General features: G+C 66.7%; 20 protein-coding genes. 13 read left to right on the top strand and 7 right to left on the bottom strand.

Features of this window, described 5'->3' with window-relative positions; genetic code table 11:
* Window position 1: 1 nt before the first annotated feature.
* The gene (locus tag BVG12_RS16055; protein ID WP_075793277.1) at window positions 2-5,572 is read left to right on the top strand and encodes a hybrid sensor histidine kinase/response regulator; all 5,571 of its coding nucleotides are present in this window, start codon (window positions 2-4) and stop codon (window positions 5,570-5,572) included.
* A gap of 128 nt (window positions 5,573-5,700) precedes the next feature.
* Here the strand turns inward: BVG12_RS16055 and BVG12_RS16050 are convergent, their stop codons facing one another.
* Window positions 5,701-7,149: a cryptochrome/photolyase family protein gene (locus BVG12_RS16050; protein ID WP_075793276.1), complete on the bottom strand. Its 1,449-nt coding sequence runs from the start codon at window positions 7,147-7,149 to the stop codon at window positions 5,701-5,703.
* A gap of 180 nt (window positions 7,150-7,329) precedes the next feature.
* Here BVG12_RS16050 and BVG12_RS16045 point away from each other — a divergent pair, with 180 nt between their 5' ends.
* The 6 genes from BVG12_RS16045 (at window position 7,330) to BVG12_RS16020 (ending at window position 12,131) form a co-directional block, all read left to right on the top strand.
* Window positions 7,330-7,986, top strand: coding sequence for a YqgE/AlgH family protein (locus BVG12_RS16045; RefSeq protein ID WP_075793275.1), 657 nt, complete (start codon window positions 7,330-7,332; stop codon window positions 7,984-7,986).
* A gap of 138 nt (window positions 7,987-8,124) precedes the next feature.
* Entirely contained in the window at window positions 8,125-8,520 is a 396-nt protein-coding gene (ruvX, locus tag BVG12_RS16040; protein WP_075793274.1) for a Holliday junction resolvase RuvX, read from the top strand.
* Complete coding sequence (pyrR, locus tag BVG12_RS16035) at window positions 8,504-9,037, top strand: bifunctional pyr operon transcriptional regulator/uracil phosphoribosyltransferase PyrR (RefSeq protein WP_075793273.1); 534 nt, start codon at window positions 8,504-8,506, stop codon at window positions 9,035-9,037. Before ruvX ends, pyrR begins: the two co-directional genes overlap by 17 nt.
* Window positions 9,030-9,995, top strand: a complete 966-nt coding sequence (locus tag BVG12_RS16030; protein WP_075793272.1) for an aspartate carbamoyltransferase catalytic subunit — start codon at window positions 9,030-9,032, stop codon at window positions 9,993-9,995. The genes pyrR and BVG12_RS16030 overlap by 8 nt, the downstream gene beginning before the upstream one ends.
* Window positions 9,992-11,278: a dihydroorotase gene (locus tag BVG12_RS16025; protein WP_075793271.1), complete on the top strand. Its 1,287-nt coding sequence runs from the start codon at window positions 9,992-9,994 to the stop codon at window positions 11,276-11,278. The genes BVG12_RS16030 and BVG12_RS16025 overlap by 4 nt, the downstream gene beginning before the upstream one ends.
* An 82-nt stretch (window positions 11,279-11,360) precedes the next feature.
* Window positions 11,361-12,131 (top strand): lysophospholipid acyltransferase family protein, encoded by a 771-nt coding sequence (locus BVG12_RS16020; RefSeq protein WP_075793270.1) that lies wholly within the window; start codon window positions 11,361-11,363, stop codon window positions 12,129-12,131.
* 101 nt (window positions 12,132-12,232) lie between these two features.
* Here BVG12_RS16020 and BVG12_RS16015 read toward each other — a convergent pair whose 3' ends face one another.
* Window positions 12,233-13,066, bottom strand: a complete 834-nt coding sequence (locus tag BVG12_RS16015) for a symmetrical bis(5'-nucleosyl)-tetraphosphatase (RefSeq protein WP_075793269.1) — start codon at window positions 13,064-13,066, stop codon at window positions 12,233-12,235.
* A gap of 306 nt (window positions 13,067-13,372) precedes the next feature.
* On the opposite strand from BVG12_RS16015, the gene BVG12_RS16010 reads away from it, so the two are divergent.
* From BVG12_RS16010 to BVG12_RS15985, 6 genes are all read left to right on the top strand, one after another.
* Window positions 13,373-14,467 (top strand): MraY family glycosyltransferase, encoded by a 1,095-nt coding sequence (locus BVG12_RS16010; protein WP_075793268.1) that lies wholly within the window; start codon window positions 13,373-13,375, stop codon window positions 14,465-14,467.
* Between the two features lie 86 nt (window positions 14,468-14,553).
* Complete coding sequence (locus BVG12_RS16005) at window positions 14,554-14,880, top strand: H-NS histone family protein (protein WP_075793267.1); 327 nt, start codon at window positions 14,554-14,556, stop codon at window positions 14,878-14,880.
* Between the two features lie 202 nt (window positions 14,881-15,082).
* Window positions 15,083-16,465, top strand: a complete 1,383-nt coding sequence (locus BVG12_RS16000; RefSeq protein WP_075793266.1) for a phosphomannomutase/phosphoglucomutase — start codon at window positions 15,083-15,085, stop codon at window positions 16,463-16,465.
* Complete coding sequence (gene waaC / locus BVG12_RS15995) at window positions 16,465-17,436, top strand: lipopolysaccharide heptosyltransferase I (RefSeq protein ID WP_075793265.1); 972 nt, start codon at window positions 16,465-16,467, stop codon at window positions 17,434-17,436. The genes BVG12_RS16000 and waaC overlap by 1 nt, the downstream gene beginning before the upstream one ends.
* Window positions 17,436-18,698 carry a lipid IV(A) 3-deoxy-D-manno-octulosonic acid transferase gene (waaA, locus tag BVG12_RS15990; RefSeq protein WP_075793264.1) on the top strand — a complete coding sequence of 421 codons (1,263 nt, stop codon included), beginning with the start codon at window positions 17,436-17,438 and terminating at the stop codon, window positions 18,696-18,698. Before waaC ends, waaA begins: the two co-directional genes overlap by 1 nt.
* Before the next feature lie 45 nt (window positions 18,699-18,743).
* A complete protein-coding gene (locus BVG12_RS15985; protein WP_229503903.1) occupies window positions 18,744-19,298 on the top strand; it encodes a YcxB family protein in 555 nt (184 codons plus the stop codon).
* Window positions 19,299-19,364: 66 nt separating this feature from the next.
* On the opposite strand, the gene BVG12_RS15980 is transcribed toward BVG12_RS15985, so the two are convergent.
* From BVG12_RS15980 to glyQ, 5 genes are read right to left on the bottom strand one after another with little or no spacing between them, the layout of a single operon-like run.
* The gene (locus BVG12_RS15980; protein WP_075793263.1) at window positions 19,365-20,276 is read right to left on the bottom strand and encodes a M48 family metallopeptidase; all 912 of its coding nucleotides are present in this window, start codon (window positions 20,274-20,276) and stop codon (window positions 19,365-19,367) included.
* Window positions 20,277-20,320: 44 nt separating this feature from the next.
* On the bottom strand, window positions 20,321-21,103 hold the full coding sequence (locus BVG12_RS15975) for a lysophospholipid acyltransferase family protein (protein ID WP_083685096.1): 783 nt from the start codon (window positions 21,101-21,103) through the stop codon (window positions 20,321-20,323).
* 10 nt (window positions 21,104-21,113) lie between these two features.
* Window positions 21,114-21,677 carry a D-glycero-beta-D-manno-heptose 1,7-bisphosphate 7-phosphatase gene (gene gmhB / locus BVG12_RS15970; protein ID WP_075793262.1) on the bottom strand — a complete coding sequence of 188 codons (564 nt, stop codon included), beginning with the start codon at window positions 21,675-21,677 and terminating at the stop codon, window positions 21,114-21,116.
* Between the two features lie 23 nt (window positions 21,678-21,700).
* Complete coding sequence (gene glyS / locus BVG12_RS15965) at window positions 21,701-23,797, bottom strand: glycine--tRNA ligase subunit beta (RefSeq protein ID WP_075796397.1); 2,097 nt, start codon at window positions 23,795-23,797, stop codon at window positions 21,701-21,703.
* A gap of 23 nt (window positions 23,798-23,820) precedes the next feature.
* Complete coding sequence (gene glyQ, locus BVG12_RS15960) at window positions 23,821-24,744, bottom strand: glycine--tRNA ligase subunit alpha (protein WP_075793261.1); 924 nt, start codon at window positions 24,742-24,744, stop codon at window positions 23,821-23,823.
* Window positions 24,745-24,765: the final 21 nt, after the last annotated feature.

Below are 24,765 nucleotides of genomic sequence, written 5' to 3'. Positions count from 1 at the left end.
CATGAACCAGTATTCGCACGCGTCCGCCGCACCGCCTTTCGACACCGGCCCTCTCTCCTGGGTCATCGGGGAAATCCGCGATGCCCTCGGGCGCTCCGCCAAGGCGCTGCAGGACGCGGCCGGCCGCAGTCTTGACGCGCAGCCGACCCTGCTGCTGCACGCCAAATCGCACCTGCATCAGGCCCATGGCGCGCTGCAGATGGTCGACGTCGCCGGCGTCGAACGCCTGAGCGAAGCGGCCGAGCAGGTCATCGACCGCTTCAAGGACGGCGCCCTGGCGCTGAACGCCGACCGGGCCGGTGCGGTGGGCGAAGCCTACCGGGCGCTCGTCGAATACCTGGAAGAATTGCTGGACGGCGCCGCGCCGCAACCCGTGCGGCTGTTCCCGTACTACCGCGCGCTGCAGGAATTGCTGGGTGTCGAACGGGTGCATCCGGGCCAGATGCTCGTGCTGGACCTGGCACCGGCCCTGCTGCCGGACGGCGGCGCCGGCCCGATGCCGGACTACGCCGCGAGCCGCGCGCAATTCGAAAAGGCCCTGCTGCTGTTCCTGCGCAGCGCCGACGCCGACGCCCAGCGCGCCCAGGCGGCGGCCATGCGCGATGCGTTGGCGAACGTCGTGCACGGCCAGCCGCAGGCGGAAGCGCACGCGTTCTGGCTGTCGTTGCAGGCCGTCGCCGACCTCGTCGCACATGGCCAGGTGGCGCCCGACCTGTACGTGAAGCAGCTGTTCGGCCAGGTCAACCTGCAACTGCGCCGCAAGGCGCAAGGCCATACCGAGCTGCCGGAAGCGCTGCTGCGCGACGCATTGTTCTTCATCGCCGCCGCGCCCGAACCGACGCCTGACGCCCGCCAGCTGCGCGACGCGTACCATGTCGGCGGCCAGGTGCCGGCGGATTATCTGGAGCGCCGCTACGGCCGCGTCGATCCGGAGGCGCTCAAGGATGCCAAGGAAGCGCTGATCGAGACCAAGCAGGGCTGGGACCGCGTCGCCACCGAAGGCGGCGACGTCACGGGCGGCGGCTTCAACGACGCCTTGTCGAAACTGGCGGGCGCCAGCGAGAAACTGGGCGCACCGGCGCTGGCGAACCTGCTGCGCGAGCTGGGCCAGGCCGCCAGCGAATCGATGAAGGGCGACCGCAGCGACCAGTTCAGCCTCGAGATGGCCGAGGCCATGCTGTTCGTCGAACACGGCCTGGACCAGGTGCGCCAGCTGCCCGACGACTTCGGCCAGCATGCCGAGGCCGTCGGCCAGCGCCTGCTCGCGCTGGCGCACGGCGAGACCCCGCCTGACGCCCCGGCCTGGCACGGCGAGATGGCGCGCGAGCTGCAGCAGGGCCAGACCGTGGCCGTGCTGGCGGGCGAAATCCGCACGGGCCTGCGCCAGGTCGAAAAGCTCATCGACGACTACTACGAAGACCCGGCGCGCATCGCCTCGCTCGAGCAGGTCGACCCGCTGCTGCATCAGCTGCGGGGCGCGCTGGCCATCCTCGACCAGGACCCCGCCACGCAGGCCGTCGACCACGTGCGTGCCCAGGTGCGCACGCTCATCGACACGCAGCCCGATGCCGCGACGCGCGGCGCGCTGCTGGACAACCTGGCCCGCAACATCGGCGCGCTCGGCTTCTTCACGGACGCGCTGGCGCAGAACGTGGACGGCGCGCGCAAGCGCTTCCGCTTCGATGCCGCCGCCGGTCTGTTCCACGAACTGCCGTTCGAAGGACAGGCGGGCGCTGCGCCGGCCGAACCTGCGCCGGTATCCGAACCCGCGCCGGCGCCGGAAGTCGGCGCCGTCGACGCCGAGCTGCTGGAGATCTTCATCGGCGAAGCGCGCGACGTGCTGGACGTCGTCGGCGGCGCGCTGCCGGCCACGCAAGCCAATTCGGCCGACCAGGACACCTTGACGCGCCTGCGCCGCGGCTTCCACACGCTCAAGGGCAGCAGCCGCATGGTCGGCCTCGAGCAGTTCGCGGCGGCGGCCGCCGCCATCGAAAAAGTCATGAACCTGTGGCTGGCCGAAGCGCGCGCCGCGACACCCGATCTGCTGGCGTTGCTCGCACATGCGCATGCCGAGTTGTCGGCGTGGGTCGACGAGCTGGCGGCCGGCGGATCGCAGCGCGACGGCGAGGCGCTCGTGCGCGCCGCCGCCAGCGTGCAGGAGGGCGGAACGTTCACCGTGCCGGAAGCGCCCGCGCCGCTCGTGTCGGCGCCGTATGTGCCGGCGGTCGACGCGCCGGCCGAACTGGCGCCGGAAACGGTCGGTGCGCTCGACGCCACGGCCGCGGCCGGGCTGACGGAAGACGATGCGGCGCCTGTGGCGGCAAACCTGGAACCGGTCGCACCCGCGGCCGGCTTCGACGTCGCGCCGGACGAGGCGCCCGCGCCGCTGCCGGCCCTGTCGACCGAAGAGCTGCCGGACAATGTGCTGGCCTTTCCCGTGTCGGAATCGAACGTGCGGCATGTGGGCGATCTGGAAATCCCGCTGCAGCTGTATAACATCTACCTCGGCGAGACCGAGGAGCTGGTGCGCACCTTGGCGGGCGACTTCGCCACCTGGCGCGCGGAACCGCTGCGCGCCGTGACGCCGCAGGCACTGAAGGCCGCGCACACGCTGGGCGGCACGTCGGCCACTGTCGGCTTCAATGCGCTGCGCGAACTGGCCGTGGCGCTGGAAGCAGCGCTGCAGGTCGCCGTGCCGCCTTTGAGCGGCGCACAGTTCGACCTGCTGGACGAGACGGTCGAGCGCGTGCGCGTGATGCTGCAGGTGTTCGCGCTGGGAGAACTGGCGCCCGCGCAGCCGGAATTGCTGGCACGCCTGGAAGCGCTGCGCGACGAGTTGGGAAAGGTCCGCGCCGATGCCGTGTTCGACGACGCCGACCCGGAGCTGGCGCAGCGCCTGGACGCGCTGTTCGCCGCCACCTATGCCAGCATCCTGGCCGATCCGTCGCTGGCCGCCAGCGCGCCGGCACTGCCCGCCAGCACGGAACTGGCGCCGCGCGCGCCGGCACCGCACCAGGACGATTCGGCCGTCAGCGCCGTCGACGACCTGTTCGATTCGTATTTCGACGACCCGTTCGCGGTGCCCACGCTGGAACAGGCCGAACCCGCGCCCGCCCCCGCGCAACCGGAGGCCGGCGACGTCATCGACGTCGATGCGCTGTTCGACGTACCGGACGCCGTGCCCGAGCCAGAGCCGCAGCCGGAACCAGAGCCGCAGCCGGAACCTGAGTCCGAACCCGAACCCGAACCGGAGTTCGAACCCGAGCCCGAACCCGAGTCCGACAACGCCCTGGCCGCCGAACCGGTCTTCGTCGACGAACTCGACCCGGACCTGCTGCCCGTCTTCATGGAAGAAGCGGCGGACCTGCTGCCGCAGATCGGCAACGGCCTGCGCCAGTGGCAGCAGAATCCGGCCGATGCGGCCGTCGCGCAAGGCCTGCTGCGCGCCCTGCACACGGTCAAGGGCAGCGCGCGCATGGCCGGCGCGATGCGCCTCGGCCAGCACACGCACGCGCTGGAAACGCAGATCGAGAACATGCTGCACGCCGGGACGACGAATCCGGCCGCCTTCGACGAACTGCTCGCCAACTACGACCAGGCGCAGCTGCTGTTCGAACAGTTGCAGCAGCCCGCCGGGCCGACGCTACACGGGGCGTCGGCCGCGCCGGCACAGGCCGCGGAAACCGCCGCACCGGAACCCGCGGGCGCGCGGCCGGTGGTTGTGCCGACGGCGGACGAGCAGGCTGCGCGCGCGCCGCTCGTGCGCGTGCGCGCCGACATCCTCGACCGCCTCGTCAACCAGGCCGGCGAGGTGTCGATCACGCGCTCAAAACTGGAAACGCAGGTGGGCGCGCTGAAAGGCATGCTGTCCGACTTCGCCGACAATCTCGCCAACCTGCGCCGCCAGTTGCGCGAGGTGGAGGTGCAGGCCGAGTCGCAGATCGCGTCGCGCCTGTCGATTGCCGGCGAGCGCGGATTCGACCCGCTCGAATTCGACCGCTTCACGCGCCTGCAGGAACTGACGCGCATGATGGCCGAGAGCGTGAACGACGTCGGTTCGTTCCACGACGGTTTCGCGCGCACGGTGGAAGCGGCGGCCGACGACCTGACCGCGCAATCGCGCCTCACGCGCGAGCTGCAGCGCGACCTGATGCGGGTGCGGATGGTGCCGTTCGCGAGCTTGTCCGAGCGCCTGTTCCGCGTGGCGCGCCAGACCGCGAAGGAAACCGATAAACGCGTCAACCTGGACATCCGCGGCGGCGGCGTCGAGATCGACCGCAGCGTGCTGGAACGCATGGCCGCGCCGTTCGAACACCTGCTGCGCAACGCCATCGTGCACGGCATCGAAGCGCGCGACACGCGCCTCGCCGCCGGCAAGCCGGAAACCGGCGAACTGCTCGTGCAGGTGAGCCAGCAGGGCAACGAGGTCGAGATCCGTTTCGCCGACGACGGTGCCGGCCTCGATCTGGTCCGCATCCGCGCCAAGGCGGCCGCGTCCGGCCTGCTGGCCGAGGGCGAAGAAGTGTCCGACCAGGATGCCGCCGAACTGGTGTTCGAGCCGGGCTTTTCGACGGCGGACACGCTGACGGAACTGGCCGGCCGCGGCGTCGGCATGGACGTGGTGCGCTCGGAAGCGCGCGCGCTGGGCGGCCGCGTCGACGTCGAGACGACGCCGGGCCGCGGCGCCGCCTTCACCATCCACCTGCCGCTGACGCTGGCCGTCACGCAGGTCGTGCTCGTGGCCAGCGGCACGCGCACGCACGCGCTGCCGGCCGTGCTGGTCGAACAGGTGCTGCAGGTGCGCGACACCGATCTGCAGGCGGCCGAAAGCGCCGGATCGATCGGCGTCCACGGCGAGAGCATCCCGCTGCACTATCTGCCGGTGTTGCTGCACGAACCGGGTGGGGCGGGCGGCCAACGCTCGTCGCCCGTGCTGGTCCTCAGGAGCGGCAACACGCGCGTCGCCGTGCGGGTGGACGAGGTGCTGGGCAACCGCGAAGTCGTCATCAAGAACATCGGGCCGCAACTGGCGCATATGCGGGGCATCGCCGGCGCCACCGTGCTCGGTTCGGGCGAGATCGTGCTGATCCTCGATCCGGTGCAGCTGGCCGGGCAGGACGTGCGTCCGGGCCGCGCGCCCGCCGCGCAGGCGGAACCCGTGCCGGCGCCGGCGCGCATCGCGACGATCATGGTCGTGGACGATTCGCTCACCGTGCGCAAGGTCACCCAGCGCCTGCTGGAGCGCGAAGGCTATCGCGTGCTGCTGGCCAAGGACGGCGTCGATGCGCTCGAACAGATGCAGGAGGCGCGGCCCGACCTGATGCTGGTCGATATCGAAATGCCGCGCATGGACGGCTTCGACCTCACGCGCCACGTGCGTGGCGATGCCGCGACAAGCGAGCTGCCGATCATCATGATCACGTCGCGCACGGCGGACAAGCACCGCAATGTCGCGCTGGGGCTCGGCGTCGATGCGTATTTCGGCAAGCCGTTCCAGGAGGAGGCGTTGCTGGCGGCGATTAACGGATTGCTCGACAGCCGTCGTTCCCGCGAAAGCGGGAACCCATACTGAGTTACCGAAGTCGTTCGGTTGGCAGTGCGCTGACGTTACCGACGGTGGACGCTCAGCATAGCGGGAATAGTGCGGGGCACTATTCCCGCTTTCGCGGGGAGTCGTTTCCGGCAGTGCCGGGACCGACGTTACGCGTCGCGCACCGCCTTGAACCGTGCCAGCGTCTTCTCCCGCGCTTCCTCGTGATCCACCACCGGCAGCGGATAATCCCGCCCCAGCACGATCCCGGCCTTCTCCAGCGCTTCCGGCTTCGCCAGCCACGGCGCATGAATCGCCGCTCCCGTCAGCCCGGCCAGTTGCGGCAGGTACTGCCGAATAAAATCCCCGTCCGGATCGAACCGGCGCGACTGCGTCACGGGATTGAAGATGCGGAACCAGGGTTGCGCATCGCATCCCATCGATGCCGCCCACTGCCACCCGCCGTTGTTCGACGCCAGTTCGTAATCGTTCAGCTTCTGCGCGAACCAGCGCTCGCCGCGGCGCCAATCGATGCCGAGGTCCTTCGTGAGAAAGCTGGCCGTCACCATGCGCAGGCGGTTGTGCATGAAGCCCGTCCGTTCGAGCTGCAGCATGGCGGCGTCGACGAGCGGGTAGCCCGTGCGGCCGGCGCACCAGGCGGCGAACAGCCCGGCAGCAATCGGGCCTTCGTCCCACGCGACTGCATCGAAGGCGGGCTTGAACGCATGCGCGACGACGCGCGGATGGCGCGCCAGGATCATCATGTAGAACTCGCGCCAGATGAGTTCCGACAGCCACACCGGCGCGCCGGCGCCGCCGCTGCCATCGGCGATGCGCGCCTGCAGCATGGCGACGAGCCGCCGCACGCTCAATGTGCCGAAGCGCAGGTGGACCGACAGGCGCGACGTCGCGTCCAGTGCCGGGTAATCGCGGTCGTGGTCGTAGCGCGCGAGGCGTCGCTCGAATTGCGCCAGCAACTGCTCGGCGCCCGCCACGCCGGGATGCGCGATGGGCGCGGCGTTCGGTACGAAGCCGAGCTCTTCCAAAGTCGGCAGGACGTGATCGGTGGACGGTGGCGCGAATGCGGCGGCGTGCGGCGCCGTCTCGAACGGCCGCAGCGCCTCCGGCTCGCGCGCGAGGCGTTTCAGCCACGCGTTCCTGTAGGGCGTAAAGACGGAATACGGGCCGCCGGCCAGGGTCAAGACCTCGTCCTGCTCGAAAATCACCTGGTCCTTGAACGTCTGCAGGCTGCGGCCGGCGGCGCGCAGGGCGTCCTGCACGGCGCGGTCGCGCGCGCGCGCCTGCGGCTCGTAGTCGCGGTTGGCGAAGACGGATTCCGCATCCAGCCCGGCAGCAAGTTCGGGGATCACCTGCGTGGCGCGCCCGTGCCGCACGATGAGATAACCTCCCATTGCACGCAAGCGCGCATCCAGCTCGCGCGCGCTGTCCACCAGAAATTGAACGCGCCGGTCGTCGGCCGGCAGGCCGGCCAGGATGTCGGTATCGAACACGAACACGCCGAACACACGGCGTGAGGAGAGCAGAGCATGATGCAGCGCGGCATGGTCGTCCACACGCAAATCGCGCCGGAACCAGACCAGGGAGTTTCTTAAAGTCATCTTCTGTGTGCGGAGTCAATGCGGTCCAGAATTTTACTGTCTACCATCTCTCAGGGTTGGCCCGGCCGGGCGGCTTCCATGGCTGGTCGGGCAATTCGGTGTAAACTAGCGAAAAGTCCAGCTTTTCAGCCTAGAAATGCCGCGGTAACCCCAGAGAGTGAGCCAACAGAGAGTATGAGCATGAAAAAAAGTAAGGTCGGCAAGCCTCTAACCATGCCCGGGATGCCCCAGGAAGACACCCTTCATATGGGCACGGCGGGCGCATCTGCCTCACAGCTGAACCTGGCTAATCATTTCCTGATTGCCATGCCGTCGATGAATGACCCGATCTTCGGCGGCGCCGTCGTGTATATCTGTGAACACAACGACAAAGGCGTGCTCGGCGTCGTCATCAACAAGCCGACGGACATGACCATGGACGTGCTGTTCGACCGCATCGACCTGAAAGTGGCCGAAGGCCTGCGTCCGAGCGTCGTCAACGAACCGATCATGTTCGGCGGCCCCGTCCAGGACGACCGCGGCTTCGTGCTGCATTCGCCGGGCGGCCGCTATTCCTCGTCGCTGAGCGTCACCGACGACGTCGCGTTCACCACGTCGATCGACGTGCTGGAAGCCGTCGCCAACGGCTCCGGCCCGCGCCGCATGCTCGTCTCCATCGGCTATGCCGGCTGGAGCCCGGGCCAGCTCGAAGAGGAAATCGCCCGCAACGGCTGGCTCACGGTGGGTGCCGACGCGCACGTGCTGTTCGACCTGCCGATCGAGGAGCGCTACAACGCCGCCATCAAGCTGCTGGGCATCGACCCGCTGATGCTCGCATCGGAGGCCGGTCATGCCTGACGGTTGCACACTGGTAGGGTGGGCACCCCTGTGCCCGCGCGAGCGCCAGCATGACGCAAACGTCGCGCGTGGGCACGGCGTGCCCACCCTACTGGAATGGGTTCCTGGATGCGTATTTGTCCGGAGTCGGCGCAGGTAATGGTCGACATCGTTCTGGGCTTCGACTTCGGCATCAAGCGCATCGGCATCGCCATGGGGAATACATTGACGGGACAGGCGCAGCCGCTGTCCGTCATCAAGGCGGTCGACAATGCGACCCGCTTCAAGGTCATCGGCGACCTGATCGAACAATGGCGCCCCGCGCGCCTCGTCGTGGGCGAGCCGCGCCATCCGGACGGCGCGGAGCACGAGATGACCCTGCGCGCGCGCCGCTTCGCCAATCAGCTGAACGGCCGGTTCAACCTGCCCGTGGAACTCGTCGACGAACGCTATTCGTCGGCCGTCATTACCGCCAAGCGGGGCGAGATCATCGACGCCAAGGCCGCCGCCATCATTTTGCAACAATACTTTGACGATCATGCCAACTCATATTAACGACTCGGAACCAGCAGGCTTCGACGCGGAAGCCCTGTACCGCGACCTGCTCGCGCAGGTGCGCGCCGGTTTGTCCGACGTGCCGGATGCCGCCATCGTCGGCATCCACTCGGGCGGCGCGTGGCTGGCCGAGCGGCTTGCCGCCGACCTGGGCCTGCAGGCGCGCCTGGGCTTCATCGACGTCTCGTTCTACCGCGACGATTACGCCCGCAAGGGCCTGCATCCGGACGTGAAGCCGACCCGGATCGAATTCAACGTCGACGGCGCGACCATCGTGCTCGTCGACGACGTGTTGTACACCGGCCGCACGGTGCGCGCGGCGATCAACGTGCTGTTCGACTTTGGCCGCCCGCAGCGTATCATGCTGGCCGCGCTGGCGGACCGCGGCGGCCGCGAACTCCCGGTGGCCGCCGATTTCGTGGGCGCCTACGCGCGGCTGGCGCCGGGCCGCTCGCTCGCGCTGTCGCGCGACGCATCCGGCCAACTTTCGCTCAAGATCGAAGACGACAATGCATAACCCGCAACTGAACAAGAACGGCGAGCTGCAGCACCTCCTCACCATCGAGGGGCTGCCCAAGGCCATCATCAATCACATCCTCGACACCGCCTCGAGCTTCGTGAGCATCTCCGACCGCGAGGTCAAGAAGGTGCCGCTGATGCGCGGGAAAAGCGTCTTCAACCTGTTCTTCGAAAACTCGACGCGCACGCGCACGACGTTCGAGATCGCGTCGAAGCGCCTGTCGGCCGACGTCATCAACCTGAACATCGCCGCGTCCTCGACGAGCAAGGGCGAGTCGCTGCTGGACACGATCGACAACCTGTCGGCCATGCACGCCGACATGTTCGTCGTGCGCCACGCGCAGTCGGGCGCGCCGTACCTGATCGCCAAGCACCTGAACGACACGAAGCAGAACCACGTGCACGTGGTGAACGCGGGCGACGGCCGCCACGCGCACCCGACGCAGGGCCTGCTCGACATGTACACGATCCGTCACTACAAGAAGGATTTCACGAACCTGCGCGTGGCCATCGTCGGCGACATCCTGCACAGCCGCGTGGCGCGCTCGGACATCCACGCGCTGACCACGCTGGGCGTGCCGGAAGTGCGCGCCATCGGCCCGCACACGCTGCTGCCGGGCGGCCTGGAGCAGATGGGCGTGCGCGTCTTCACGAACATCGATGAAGGCCTGAAGGACGTCGACGTCATCATCATGCTGCGCCTGCAGAACGAGCGCATGTCGGGCGCGCTGCTGCCGTCGGCCGGCGAGTACTTCAAGAGCTACGGCCTGACGCCCGAGCGCCTGGCGCTCGCCAAGCCGGACGCCATCGTGATGCACCCGGGCCCGATGAACCGCGGCGTGGAGATCGACTCGGCCGTGGCGGACGGCGCCCAGGCCGTGATCCTCCCGCAGGTCACCTTCGGTATCGCCGTTCGCATGGCGGTTATGAGTATTTTGGCTGGAAGTCACGCATGACGAATTTGCATATCAAGAACGGGCGCCTGATCGACCCGGCGGGCGGCATCGACGCCGTCCAGGACCTCTTCATCGCCGACGGCAAAGTCGCCGCCATCGGCAGCGCGCCCGCCGGCTTCACGGCCGCGCGCACATTCGATGCCGCGGGACTCGTCGTCGCGCCGGGCCTCGTGGACCTCTCCGCGCGCCTGCGCGAGCCGGGCTACGAATACAAGGCCACGCTGGAATCGGAAATGCAGGCGGCCGTGCAGGGCGGCGTGACGACGCTCGTCTGCCCGCCCGACACCGACCCCGTGCTGGACGAGCCGGGCCTCGTCGAAATGCTCAAGCACCGCGCGCGCCTGCTGAACCAGGCCCACGTGCATCCGCTCGGCGCGCTGACCGTCGGCCTCAAAGGGAAAGCGCTGACGGAGATGGCCGAGCTCACGGAAGCCGGCTGCATCGGCTTCGCCCAGGCCGAGGAACCGATCGAGGACACGACCGTGCTGCTGCGCGCCATGCAGTACGCGAAGACGTTCGGCTACACCGTCTGGCTGCGTCCGCAGGACCCGCACATCGGCCGCGGCGGCATCGCCCACAGCGGCCCGCTGGCGTCGCGCCTGGGCCTGTCCGGCGTGCCCGTGATGTCCGAGACGATCGCGCTGCACACGATCTTCGAACTGATGCGCGCATCGGGCGCACGCGTGCACCTGTGCCGCATCTCGTCCGCCGCCGCCCTGGACCTGATCCGCGCCGCGAAGAAGGAAGGCTTGCCGGTCACGTGCGACGTCGGCGTGCACCACCTGCACATGACGGACGCCGACATCGGCTTTTTCGATTCCAACGCGCGCCTCACGCCGCCGCTGCGCAGCCAGCGCGACCGCGACGCGATCCGCGCGGCCGTCCTGGACGGCACCGTGGATGCCGTCTGCTCGGACCACACCCCCGTCGACGACGACGAGAAACTGCTGCCGTTCGCCGAGGCGTCGCCCGGCGCCACCGGTCTCGAGCTGCTGCTGTCCTTGATGCTGAAATGGGCGGCGGAACAGGGTAACGACGGCAAGGCGCTGTCGACGGCGCTGGCGAAGATCACGAGCGACCCGGCGCGCATGGCGGGCCTGTCCGCCGGCACGCTGGCGAAGGGAGCCAGCGCGGACGTCGTGCTGTTCGACCCTGGCGCGCGCTGGACCGTCAACGCCGCCGCCCTCGCCAGCCAGGGCAAGCACACGCCTTTCCTCGGCTACGAACTGACGGGCCAGGTGAAGGCGACGATCGTCGCCGGCCACGTCGCGTTCGAACGCTGATCCGAAGGTTGAGCGCAAGCCGCGGCCGCAGCGGTACAATCGCTGCGGCCGCGGCCTGCGCGGCGTTTCCTTCGAGCCTCCATTGAAGATCAAGCTTGCGTTGCGCCTCGCGCGCGTCGTCCTCCATCTCGTCCAGGGCTTGGCCACCTGCGCCCTCGTGTTTCCGTGGGCGAGCGGCGCTCTGCGCGAGCGCCTGATCCGGCGCTGGTCCGCGCGCCTGCTGGGTGTCTGCCGCGTGCGTCTCGAATGCGTGGCGGGAGAAGATTCGCTCGCGCATGCGCTCATCGTGGCGAACCACATTTCGTGGCTCGACATCTTCGTCATCAATGCCGTGCATCCCTGCCGCTTCGTGGCCAAGGCCGAGATCCGCGCCTGGCCCGTCGTGGGCTGGCTCGTCGCGCAGGCCGGCACCGTGTTCATCGCGCGCGGCAACCGCCGCGACCTGCGCCACATTTTCAAAGGGCTCGTGGACGCGCTGGCCGAACGCCGCCGCGTGGCCTTCTTCCCGGAAGGGACGACGGCCAGCCAAGGCATGCTGCTGCCGTTCCACGCCAATCTGTTCGAAGCGGCCATCGACGCCGCCGTGCCCGTGCAGCCGGTCGCGCTGGCCTATGTCGACGGCAACGGCGCCTGGCATCCGTCCGTCGACTACACGGGCGAGACGACGTTCGTCGACAGCATCGTGCGCATCCTCGGGGGCGAGCCGGTCGTCGCGCGGCTGGCCTGCCTGGCGCCGATCCCGGCGGCGGGCGCGCACCGGCGCGAACTGGCGCAGGCGGCGCATGATGCGATTGCGGAGGCGCTGGGGCAAACCCGGCCACGTCGTTCCCGCGAAAGCGGGACCCCATACTGAAGTACTGGATTCGGCTCGGGCGACGTGTCGTGCTGCATTCAGTTTCCGACTTCGGAAATTCAGTATGGATCCCCGCATCCGCCGGGATGACGTTTCCTTTTCTACTTTTTGCCGCTGTGTTCCCGATACTCGGGACAATCCACCTGCAGCAGCGAGCGGTCGTCCAGGCACACGGCCGTCAGCTTGCCGCCCCATACGCAGCCGCTGTCCAGGCCCACGAGGTTGGGCCGCAGCACGAGGCCCAGCGCCGACCAGTGCCCGAACACGACGGTGACGTCGGCCGTGCGGCGTTCGGGCAAATCGAACCACGGCCGCAGATCGGACCCGTCCGGACCCTTGTCGCTTTCCTTGTGGGCGAAGTCCATGCGCCCGTCCGGCCAGCACAGGCGCATACGCGTGAGCGCGTTGACGATGCAGCGCAGGCGGGCGATGCCCGTCAGGCCGTCGTCCCAGCGATCCGGTTCGTTGCCGTACATCTGGCCGAGGAACTCGATCCAGTGGTCGCCGCGCAACACCGACTCGACTTCGGCCGCGAGCGCCATCGTCTGCGCCGCCGTCCACTGCGGCGGCACGCCGGCGTGAACCAGCAGGTGCGCGTCGACGAACATCGCGAGCGGACGACGGCGCAGCCAGTCGATCAGCGCATCGCGGTCGGGGGCGGCCAGGATCTCGTCCAGCGTGTCCGAACGGCTCATCTTCTGGGCGCCAACGGCGACGGCCAGGAGGTGCAGGTCGTGGTTGCCGAGCAGCGCGTCGACGCGACAATCGCTCGCGTCCGACAACGCCTTCACGCGGCGCAGCGCGCCCAGCGAATCGGGACCGCGGTTGATCAGGTCACCGACGAACAGGATGCGGGCGCCCGGCTCGATTTGTTCCAGCAGCAGGCCGGCTTCGTGGGCGCACCCTTGCAGGTCGCCGATCACATAGGTCTTCATTTCGGATTCATTTCGTTTTTTCAGTATCGATACTAAAGGATTTATCCGGGTTTCGTGTACGAGCCCGTCCGGATGCATTACCGATTGTAAATTGTCTTGTTGCTTCGTCAAAGTTTCGGTATTTCGTATTTTCTCAATCGGAACGGCACATGCGCGCGTACACTGCTGAGGTCCGGATTGCCGAGTGCCAATCCGGTACAATGGCTCGTCTTCACCAGGGCGGGAGCCGGAATCGAATCGCGCATGACCGTCCCATTTCTCCGCGCCGATGACCGTCATCCGCCGGGTTGCATCTGAAAAATAATAATGTTTTCTTTCTTCGTAAGTTTTGTTGTGTCCGCGCTGCTGACGCTCCTGATCGTCAAGCATTCGAAATTGCACGGCCCGGCGCTCGACGATAATTTCAAGGGCGTGCAGAAGGTCCATCAACACGCGGTGGCGCGCATTGGCGGATTGCCGATCTTCCTGGCCGTTGCCCTGAGCGCCGGCATTTCCGTATGGCGGGTACCGGCCCTGGGTTTTTGGCTGGTGGCATTGCTGGGTTGTTCGGCGATCGCATTCGCCGGCGGTATCGTCGAAGACTATACGGGTACGGTGCGTCCCTCGCGCCGCCTGATATTGACGATGACGGCGGCGCTGCTCGGCTATGTGGTGCTGGATGCGAAAATCGCGCGCCTGGATATGCCTTTCGTCAGCTGGAGCCTGGATTCGCTGTGGCTGGTATTGCCGCTGACCGTACTGGCCGTTGCCGGTATTGCGAATGCGGTGAATATCATCGACGGCTTCAATGGCCTGGCCAGCGTGGTCACGATCTTCATGCTGCTGTCGCTCGCGTACGTGGGCTGGCAGGTGGGCGACATGTTCGTGCTGGTTTCCGCATTGACGGTGGCCGGCGCGACGGCCGGCTTCCTCGTCTGGAATTACCCCGTCGGTCTCATCTTCCTCGGCGACGGCGGCGCTTATTTCATCGGATTCATGCTGGGCGAACTGGCTTTGCTGCTGGTGATGCGCAATCCCCAGGTATCGACGTGGTATGCGGCATTGCTGCTGATTTATCCGACATTCGAAACCGTCTTTTCCGTTTATCGCCGAATGTTTGTGCGTGGGAAATCGCCTACGATGCCGGACGGAATCCACCTGCACAGTCTGATTTTCCGGCGCATCGTGCAATGGACCGTCGGCCGCAAAGAAGCCCGTGCGCTGATGAAAAGGAATGCGCGGACGTCGCCATACCTGTGGTTGTTTTCCCTCACCGCCGTTATCCCGGCAACCGTGTTCTGGCGGAATACGGGAATTTTGATATTCTTCTGCTTGTTGTTCATTATCAGCTACGTATGGTTGTACGCGCGTATCGTGAGATTCAAGTCCCCGCGCTGGCTGATTTGGCACAAAAAACACTGAAGAAATTTCAGTTGTAGTATATTGCGAGAATTGGTGAATATTCGATAAAATCCCTTACACCTAGACTCTACTTATAAGGAATCAAGATGGATCTGTCTAATTTGTCCTTGGGCGATTTGCGCAACCTGCAGGAGCAGATCAAGCAGGAAATGAAGAAACGCGAGGTTCAGGAAGTACAAAAGGCGCGCGAGCAGATCATGGCCATCGCACAGAGCGTAGGTGTGCCTTTGAAAGACCTGATCAGCACCAGCGGCCGTGGCGGCAAATCGGCAGGCGCGAATGTCGGCACCGTGGCCGTCCGTTATCGCAATCCGGACAATGCGTCGCAACAGTGGACCGGCCGCGGCCGCCAGCCGAAATGGGTCAAGGAATGGGTCGAGGGCGGTAAATCGCTGGACAAACTGCGCGTCTGATTCCGCGCGTTCCCCGCATCCTCTTTTACAGGGAGCATTCGCGTCCGCGGATCTCCCTGTAAATGCTCACGTTTCACCGGATCGTCATCCGCGTCTCCCTGCTTGCCGTTACAATATCCCTTTTTCCGTCATCCGATCCAATCGGCGATCGCTATGCCCGCGTGCGCGCATTCGGTGCCCAGTCCAGCAAGGTAGATAATCCATGGTTCCTCTCTCGAAAACGATCTTCAAGGCTTATGACATCCGCGGCGTGATCGGCAGCACGCTCGACGCAGGGATTGCGCGGCGCATCGGCCAGGCGTTCGGCGCCGCCGCGCTGGCCAAGGGAGAGCGTACCGTGATCATCGGCCGCGACGGCCGCCTGTCCGGTCCGGAGCTGGCGCAGGCGCTGGCCGCGGGCCTGCAGGCCGCGGGCGTGGACGTCATCGATCTGGGCATGGTCGCGACGCCGATGGTTTATTTCGCCACCAACGTGCTGGGTGCGCGTTCGGGCATCATGGTCACGGGCAGCCACAATCCGCCGGACTACAACGGCTTCAAGATGGTCCTCGCCGGCGAGGCGATCTACGGCGACGCCATCCAGGCCCTGTATCAGGCCATCGAGCGCGACGACTTCCAGCCGGCCGCCAAGCAGGGCGGCTACTCGACCCACGACATCAAGGCCGCCTACGTCGAACGCATCGTCGCCGACGTCAAGATCGCGCGTCCGGTCAAGATCGCGGTCGACTGCGGCAACGGCGTGGCCGGCATGGTCGCGGGTGACCTGTTCCGCGCCATGGGCTGCGACGTGATCGAATTGTTCTGCGACGTGGACGGCCACTTCCCGAACCACCACCCGGACCCGGCGCATCCGGAAAACCTGCAGGATCTGATCGACTGCCTGAAAACGTCGGACGCCGAGATCGGCCTGGCGTTCGACGGCGACGGCGACCGCCTGGGCGTCGTCACCAAGGATGGCCAGATCATTTTCCCGGACCGCCAGATGATGCTGTTCTCGCAGGACGTCCTGTCGCGCAACCCGGGCGCCGAGATCCTGTATGACGTCAAATGCACGCGCCACCTGGGCCCGTGGATCGAGCAGCACGGCGGCCGTCCGCTGATGTGGAAGACCGGGCACTCGCTCGTCAAGGCCAAGCTGAAGGAAACGGGCGCGCCGCTGGGCGGCGAAATGAGCGGCCATATCTTCTGGAAGGACCGCTGGTTCGGCTTCGACGACGGCCTGTACACGGGCGCGCGCCTGCTCGAGATCCTCACGCGCGAGCTCGATCCGTCGGCGCTGCTGAACGGCCTGCCGATCGCGTCCAGCACGCCCGAACTGCACCTGCACCTGAAGGAAGGCGAGAACTTCGCGCTGATCGACAAGCTGCGCGCCGAAGCGCAATTCCCGGGCGCCGACCGCATTGTCGACATCGACGGCCTGCGCGTGGAATACCCGGACGGCTTCGGCCTGGCGCGCGGTTCGAACACGACGCCCGTCGTCGTGCTGCGTTTCGAAGGCGAGAACCCGGCAGCACTGGACCGCATCCAGAAAGAATTCGCGCGCGTGATCCTGGCCGCCAAGCCCGACGCAAAGCTGCCGTTCTGATGAAGATCCTGCTGGTGCGGGTCTCGTCGCTGGGCGACGTCCTGCACAATCTCCCGATCGTGGCCGACATCCGGCGCCACTTTCCGGATGCCCAGGTGGACTGGGTGGTGGAAGAGGGCTACGTCAGCCTCGTGAAACTCAATCCGCTCGTGCGCAAGGTGATCCCGTTCGCGCTGCGGCGCTGGCGCAAAGGGCTCAAGCATGCCGCCGTGCGCGCGGAATTGCGCGGCTTCTTCCGCGACCTGCGCGCGGAGCGGTACGACTACGTGTTCGACACGCAGGGCCTGATCAAGACGGGTATCGTGATGGCCTGTGCCCGCGGCGGCCAGAAGATCGGCATGGCCAACGGCACCGAGGACTCGGGCTACGAAGGCATCTCGCGCATCTTCCACAGCCGCAGCATCCCGGTCGCCCTGCGCACGCACGCGGTGGCGCGCGGGCGCCAGGTCGTGGCCGCGGCGCTCGGCTATGCCGTCGACACGCCGCCCGATTTCGGCCTGCCGCCGCCCGAAGGCAGCACGCGCCCAGCCTGGATGCCGCCCGGCGACTACGCCGTGTTCTTCCACGGGACGGCGCGCGACGCGAAAAAATGGCCTGCCGCGCACTGGATCGCGCTCGGCCAGGCACTGGCGCCGATGACGATACTTCTGCCATGGGGCTCGCCGCGCGAGAAGGAAGAAGCCGAACGACTCGCGGCGGCACTGCTGGACGCGCGCGTGCTGCCGCAACTGTCGATGATGGACGCGGTGGAACTGGCGCGCCACGCGGCGCTCGCGGTGGGCGTCGACACGGGCCTCACGCACATCGCCGCCGCTTTCGTGCGGCCGACGGTCGAGATCTATGCCGACTCGCCGCGCTGGAAGACCGAAGGCAACTGGTCGCCGCGTATCGTCAACCTGGGCGACACGGGCTCGCCGCCGTCGGTCGACGAGGTCGTGGCGGCCACGCGGCGCTTGCTGGAGAACCGCTGATGCGTGTGCTGTATTCGCTGATGTGGTGGCTGGCGTTGCCGCTCGTGCTGGGCCGTCTGTGGTGGCGCGGGCGGCGCGAACCCGGCTACCGCACGCACCTGGGCGAGCGCCTCGGTTTCTACGGCCGCCGGCTCGAACAACGCCCGACCATCATGGTGCACGCCGTCTCCGTCGGCGAGACGCGCGCGGCCGAGCCCCTTATCGAAGCCCTGCTGGCCGCGCGTCCCGATTGCCGCATCCTGCTCACGCACATGACGCCGACGGGCCGCGCCACGGGCCGCGCGCTGTTCGCCAAGCACGGCGACCGCGTCGTCCAGTCGTTCCTGCCCTACGACACCGGCTTCATGGTCGGCCGCTTCCTGCGTCACTTCGAGCCCGCGCTGTGCATCCTGATGGAGACGGAAGTGTGGCCGAACCTGATCCACGGCTGCGCCGCGCAAGGGGTCCCGGTGGCGCTCGTGAATGCGCGCCTGTCGGAACGTTCGCTGCGCCGCGGCCGCAAGATCGGTGGCCTGATGACGGATGCGGCCCGCGCGATCGCCTTGGTGGCCGCGCAGACGGAGGCGGACGCCGAACGCATCGCATCGCTGGGTGCGCCGAACGTCGCCGTCACGGGCAGCATCAAGTTCGACGTCGTGCCGCCGCAGGCCGCGCTGGACACGGGCGCCATGCTGCGCGCGCGCTTCGCGCATCGCCCCGTGCTGTTGTGCGCCTCCACGCGCGAAGGAGAAGAGGCGCTCATCCTCGACGCGTACAAGGCCATGGACAGGCGCCCGGCCGGCATGCTGCTCGTGCTGGTGCCCCGTCATCCGCAGCGCTTCGACGAGGTGGCGCGCATGGCCGAAGAGCGCGGCCTGACCCTGGCGCGCCGATCGGCACTGCCGCAGCAGGTGGACACCGACGTGCTGCTGGGCGATTCGATGGGCGAGATGTTCGCCTACTACGCGGCCTGCGATTGTGCCTTCATCGGCGGCAGCCTGCTGCCGCTGGGCGGCCAGAACCTGATCGAAGCCTGTGCATTGGCCAAGCCGGTGCTGGTGGGCGAGCATACCTTCAACTTCCTGCAGGCGACCGAGGAAGCCGTCGCCGCGGGCGCCGCGCTGCGCGTAGTCGATGCCCCCGCGTTGATGCGCACGGCCGCCGCCCTGCTCGACGACGACGGCCGTCGTGCCGCGATGGGCGCGCGGGCGCTGGCCTTCGCAGCGCGCCACCGGGGCGCGACAGTGCGCACTGTTGAACTCTTGCAACAAATTATCGCCTAGCTTTTGCTACCATTCTCTTTAATTAGAAAATGAAAGGGGATGCACATGTTGTGGTCAAATCGCTCGCGAGCGGCCGGCAACGTGGATGGCGGGGCCGCGCTTCTGGACCAGCCTGACACCGAGGATCTTGGCGCCGACGCGATGCCGGCGGCCACGATTCCGACCGTGCATCCGCCGGCGGAGCGTTACAGCCTGCATTTCTGGGTACGCTACTCGTTCGCCGAATACGTGCGCTTCATGTGGGAGCACGGCGGCTATCTGATCCGCCGCCGCCACATCCGCTGGCCGATGGGCCTCTACCTGCGCCTGAAAAGCACGCTGTCGGCGGCCGCGCACTTCGTGCTCCTGCGGCGCGGGAAGCGCACCTACGAATTCCAGATCGACCAGCACGGCATCGTGCGCACCAGCGACACCGGCGTGAGCCTGATCGGCTGGGACGACGTGCAGCGCATCCGCACGTATTCGAGCGGCTTCATGATGGTCCTGAAGCGGGGCACCCTGCCCATTCCGTTCCGGTGCCTGAACAAGGACGAGGTCAGCGCGATGCGCGGCATCGTCGAGGCGCGTGCGACGGGCGAGCTGCAGTTCCGCGCCTCTTGAACCTACGCTTGGCGGGCACGTTTCATTTGAGGCCGGGGCCTCAAATGAAACGTGCCCACTATTGCATCATTCGTCGGGAAATAAAACCGGCATCTCCACCGACCGCTTCTTGAGCGCCGCCTTGGCGCCATCGTAATCCGGGAACACCTCGCCGACGACGGCCCAGAATGCCGGGCTGTGGTTCATCTCGCGCAGGTGCGCCAGTTCGTGCACGACGACGTAGTCCAGCAGCGCGAGCGGATAGTGCACCAGCTTCCAGTTCAGGCGGATATTCCCCGCCACCGTGCACGAGCCCCAGCGCGTCCCGGCCGACGAGATCGCGAACGAGTGATAGGTCACGCCCACGCGCGGCGCGTACAGGTCCAGGCGTTCGCCGAACAGCCGTTTCGCCTCGTCCTGGAACCACAGCTTCACGCGCTCGCGGATCTGCCACGTCTCCAGGCCTGGCGTCACGCCCAGGTGCAGCGTGCGCGTGTCGGCATCGTAGACGCAGTGGCTGCGCGCGGCCGGCTCCAGGCGCAACGTGATGTCGTTGCCCAGGTAGGGCAGTTGCGCGCCGTCGACCCATTCCACGGGGGCGCGTTCGGCGCGCTGGGCGCGGCGCTCGCCCCGTTCGAACAGCTTGGTGAGGATCCAGCGCTGCTTGGCGCGGATGGCGCGCTCGATGTCGTCCAGCGGCGCGCGGTTCGGCGACGTCACGAACAGGCCCTCGTCGCAGACCATGAAGCCGTGCGAACGGCGCGCGGAGCGGCGCAGGACGTAGTGCACGGTGTGCGATCCGAGCTGGATGCGCCGCAGCGGCGGGTCGTTCGGGCCGACGGGCGGAATGGGCAGGGTGCGCGTCGGCGCCGGCGGTGCCTTGAACAGCGGGACCGGTGGCGCCGGTTTCGCCGCAGGCACGGGCGATGGCTTGAGCGTCGCGACGAGTTCCTGGGCAAACAGCTCCAGCTGGTTCGCGTCGATCTTGGGGGAGGTCATGGTGGGCGGCTTCGATGGTGCTTTGGTCTGCGCGCCCAGTTCGTTCAGGTACCTGAATAGGCGTGGGGCGAAATGACGCGCATTTCCGATTCTATCCAATTTTCGACCTCTTGCATCAGACTGTCGGCAGTGTGGTTTTCCGGCGATATCGGCTTGCCGATCGAGACGGTGATGAGGCCGGGCCGCTTGATGAACGAGTTCTTGGGCCAGCACTCACCTGAATTATGCGCGATCGGCACGACCATCGCACGTGTTTCTATCGCCAGGCGCGTGCCGCCGCTTTTGTACTGTCCTTTCTGGCCAACGGGGATGCGCGTCCCTTCGGGGAACATGATGATCGACTGGCCATCCGCAAGGCGCGCCTTGCCGATCTTGACGACGTGCGCGAACGCGCGCTTGCCCTTGCTGCGGTCGATCGGGATCATGCGCAGCAGCGCCATGCCCCAGCCGAAGAACGGGATGTACAGGATTTCCTTCTTGAAGACATAGACGAGCGGCCGCTTCATATTCGGCAGCATGAAGATCGTCTCCCATGCCGACTGGTGCTTCGACAGGAGGATCACCGGTTGGTCAGGCAGGTTCTCGTAGCCCTTCACCTGGTAGCGGACGCCGCAGATGACGCGGGCGCACCAGATGATGAATACGTTCCAGCGCGAGGTGACGAAGAAGCGGGTCTTGTACGGGAACGGCGCCGCCAGAAAACAGACGCAGGCCCAGACGACGGTGGCGACCGTCATGACGATCGCGAAGAGCAGGGAACGCAGGAACAGGGCGGCGGTACGCAAAGGCGTGGTCTCCGTGGCGGGTGTGGCGGTAGTGGCGATCATTCGTTGACGATCATGCGTTGGCGGGTGTTGGCGTGGACGCGGTCTTGAGGAAGGCGTCGACCATGGAGGCGAGGTCGGGGAAGACTTGCGTGCCGGGCGGCAGGCCGCCCGTCGCGTAGGTCTTCTCGCCCTTGCCGGTCAGGACCAGGTAGGGCACGCAGCCGCAGATGAAGCCGGCCTGCAGGTCGCGCAGCGAATCGCCCACCGTGGGCACGCCCTTGAGACTGACCTTGAAGCGCTTGCTGATCTCCTCGAACATCCCGGCCTTCGGCTTGCGGCAGTCGCAGTTGTCGATCGCCGCGTGCGGGCAAAAGAAGATCGCGTCGATGTCCGCGCCCACCAGTTGCGCGCTCGCGTGCAGCTTCTGGTGGATCGCGTTCAGGGTCGCGATGTCGAACAGCTCGCGCGCGATGCCCGACTGGTTCGACGCGATGACGACGCGGTAGCCGGCCTGGTTCAGGCGCGCGATCGCCTCCAGCGAACCCGGGATCGGGATCCATTCGGCGGGCGACTTGATGAAATCGGGGGAGTCCTCGTTGATGACCCCATCCCGGTCGAGGATGATCAGCTTCATGGTGCGTTTCGCCTCGTTTCCTCTTATACCGCCAGCTTCGAGATGTCGGCCACGCGGTTCATCATGCGGTGCAGGATGGACAGCAGGGCCAGGCGGTTGTTGCGCAAGGCGACGTCGTCCGCCATCACCATCACGTCGTTGAAGAACGCGTCGACGTCGTCGCGCAGCTGCGCCAGCGTCTTCAAGGTGCCGGTGAAATCGCCGCGCTCGAAGGCTGCGTCGACGTCCGGCTGCACGCGCTGCACGCTCGCGTACAGCGTCTTTTCCGCGGCATCCTGCAGCACGGCTGCATCGACGCTGCCGGCCTGGGCCAGTGCCTCCTCGTTCTTCTTGAGGATGTTCGAGATGCGCTTGTTGGCGGCAGCGAGCGACGCGCTTTCCGGCAGCGCCGCGAAGGCCTGCACCGCCTCCAGGCGCTGCACGACATCGTCCACGCGGTCCGGGTTCTGCGCCAGCACCGCTTCGACCTCGTTCGGCGCGAAGCCGCGGTCGCGCAGCAGGCCGCGCAGGCGGTCCAGCATGAACGCCGTGACGTCAAGCGTCGGATCCTTGAAGGTCGGCATGTAGTCGAACACGCCGGCGGCATCCTTGAGCAGGTCGGACAGCGCGAGCGGAAGGCGCTTCTCGACCAGCATGCGCATCACGCCCAGTGCGTGGCGGCGCAGCGCGAACGGGTCCTTCTCGCCGGTCGGCTGCAGGCCGATCGACCAGATGCCCACCAGCGTTTCCAGCTTGTCGGCCAGCGCGACCGTGAGGCCCGTGTTCGTGGACGGCAGCGCGTCGCCGGAGAAGCGCGGCTGGTAGTGTTCGGATGCGGCCAGCGCCACTTCCTCGTGCTCGCCGTCGTTGCGGGCGTAGTACGTGCCCATGATGCCTTGCAGTTCCGGGAACTCGCCGACCATGTCGGTCAGCAGGTCGGCCTTCGCCAGCTGCGCGCCGCGTTCGGCCAGCAGCACGTCGTAGCCGAGGCGGCGCGCGATGGCGCCGGCCAGGCGCGTGACGCGCTGCGTACGATCAAGCTGCGTGCCCAGCTTGTTGTGGTAGACGACGTTGGCCAGCAGCGGCAGGCGCGATTCCAGCGACTTCTTCTTGTCCTGCTCGAAGAAGAACTTGGCATCCGACAGGCGCGGGCGCACGACGCGCTCGTTGCCGCCGATGATGGCGGACGGATCGTCGGTCGCGAGGTTCGACACGATCAGGAAGCGCGAGCGCAGGCGGCCAGCCGAATCCGTCAGCGCGAAGTATTTCTGGTTCGTCTGCATGGTCAGGATCAGGCATTCCTGCGGCACGGCCAGGAAGGCGTCTTCGAAATGGCATTCGTAGACGACGGGCCATTCGACCAGCGCAGCGACTTCGTCGAGCAGCGATTCCGGCATCAGGACCTGGTCGGCGCCGGCCTTGGCCAGCAGCTGGGTGCGGATCGATTCCTTGCGTTCCTCGGCATTCGCGACGACCTTGCCGAAGACCTTGAGCAGTTCATTGTAGGCGTCCGCATGGACGATATCGAACGGATGGCCGTTCGACAGGAAGCGGTGGCCGAGCGTGCTGCGGCCGGCCGCTAGGCCCAGCAGGGACAACGGCACGACAGTCTCGCCGTGCAGCGCCAGCAGCGAGTGCACGGGGCGCACGAACTGCACGGTCGCGCCGTCCGGACGCTGGTAGCTCATCACCTTCGGGATCGGCAGCTTGGCGACCGTCTCTTCCAGCACCGGCTGCAGGCCCTCGGCGAGCCCGCTGCCCGGCGCCGTGTACGTGTAGAAGAAGCTGTCGGCCTTGCCGTCCGGGGCGCGTTCCAGGTCGCTGATCTTCAGGTCGGGGAAGCCGAGGGCGGCCAGCTTCTTGGCCAGCGGCGCGGTCGGGTTGCCGTCCTTGTCGAGGGCGACGGTCACCGGCAGGATTTTTTCGCGGATGGCCTTGTCCGGCGACGTGCCGTGCACGTTCGTGATGGAGACGGCCAGGCGGCGCGGCGTGGCGTAGGACGTGACGACGCTGTCGGCGTCGAGGAAATCACGGGCTTTCAGGCCGTTCGCGATGCCGTTGGCGAACGCGGCGCCCAGTTTCACGAGCGCCTTCGGCGGCAGTTCTTCGGTCTGCAGTTCGACGAGTAGTGTTTGATTCATCATTTGTGTGTTCTATTCTGGACTCAGGCGGCGGCTTTTGCGTCGTCAGCGGTCTTCGGCAGCATCGGGAAGCCCAGTTTCTCGCGCGAATCGTAATAAGCCTGGGCGACGAGGCGCGACAGGGTGCGCACGCGGCCGATGTAGGCGGCGCGCTCGGTGACGGAGATGGCGCCGCGCGCATCCAGCAAATTGAAGCTGTGCGAGGCCTTCATGATCTGCTCGTACGCGGGCAGCGTGAGCGCCAGTTCGATCAGGCGCTTGGCTTCGCTCTCGTGGTTGGCGAAGGCCTGGAACAGCAGTTCCGTGTTCGAATGCTCGAAGTTGTAGGTCGACTGTTCGACTTCGTTCTGGTGGAAGACGTCGCCGTAGCTGAGCGTCTTCTTAACGCCATTCTCTTCCCACTCCGTCCACACGAGGTCGTAGACGTTCTCGACCCCCTGCAGGTACATGGCCAGGCGCTCGATGCCGTACGTGATCTCGCCCAGCACGGGCTTGCAATCGAGGCCGCCGACCTGCTGGAAGTAGGTGAACTGCGTGACTTCCATGCCGTTCAGCCAGACTTCCCAGCCGAGGCCCCAGGCGCCCAGGGTCGGGCTTTCCCAGTCGTCCTCGACGAAGCGCACGTCGTTCTTTTTCAGGTCCAGGCCCAACGCTTCCAGCGAACCGAGATACAGGTCGAGGATGTTTTCCGGCGCCGGTTTCAGCACGACCTGGTACTGATAATAGTGCTGCAGGCGGTTCGGGTTCTCGCCGTAGCGGCCATCCTTGGGGCGGCGCGACGGCTGCACGTACGCGGCGCGCCAGGGTTCCGGTCCGATCGCGCGCAGGAAGGTGCCGGTGTGGAAGGTGCCCGCGCCGACTTCCATGTCGTACGGCTGGAGCAGGGCGCAACCCTGCTTGTCCCAGTAGGTTTGCAGAGTCAGAATAATTTGTTGGAATGTGAGCATCTTGTAGGCTTCGCGCGCACG

The sequence above is a fragment of the Massilia putida genome, from assembly GCF_001941825.1.
GTDB lineage: Bacteria > Pseudomonadota > Gammaproteobacteria > Burkholderiales > Burkholderiaceae_D > Telluria > Telluria putida.
The sequence above is the reverse complement of the archived record's forward strand: the minus strand, read 5'-3'. Positions and strand labels throughout refer to the sequence as shown.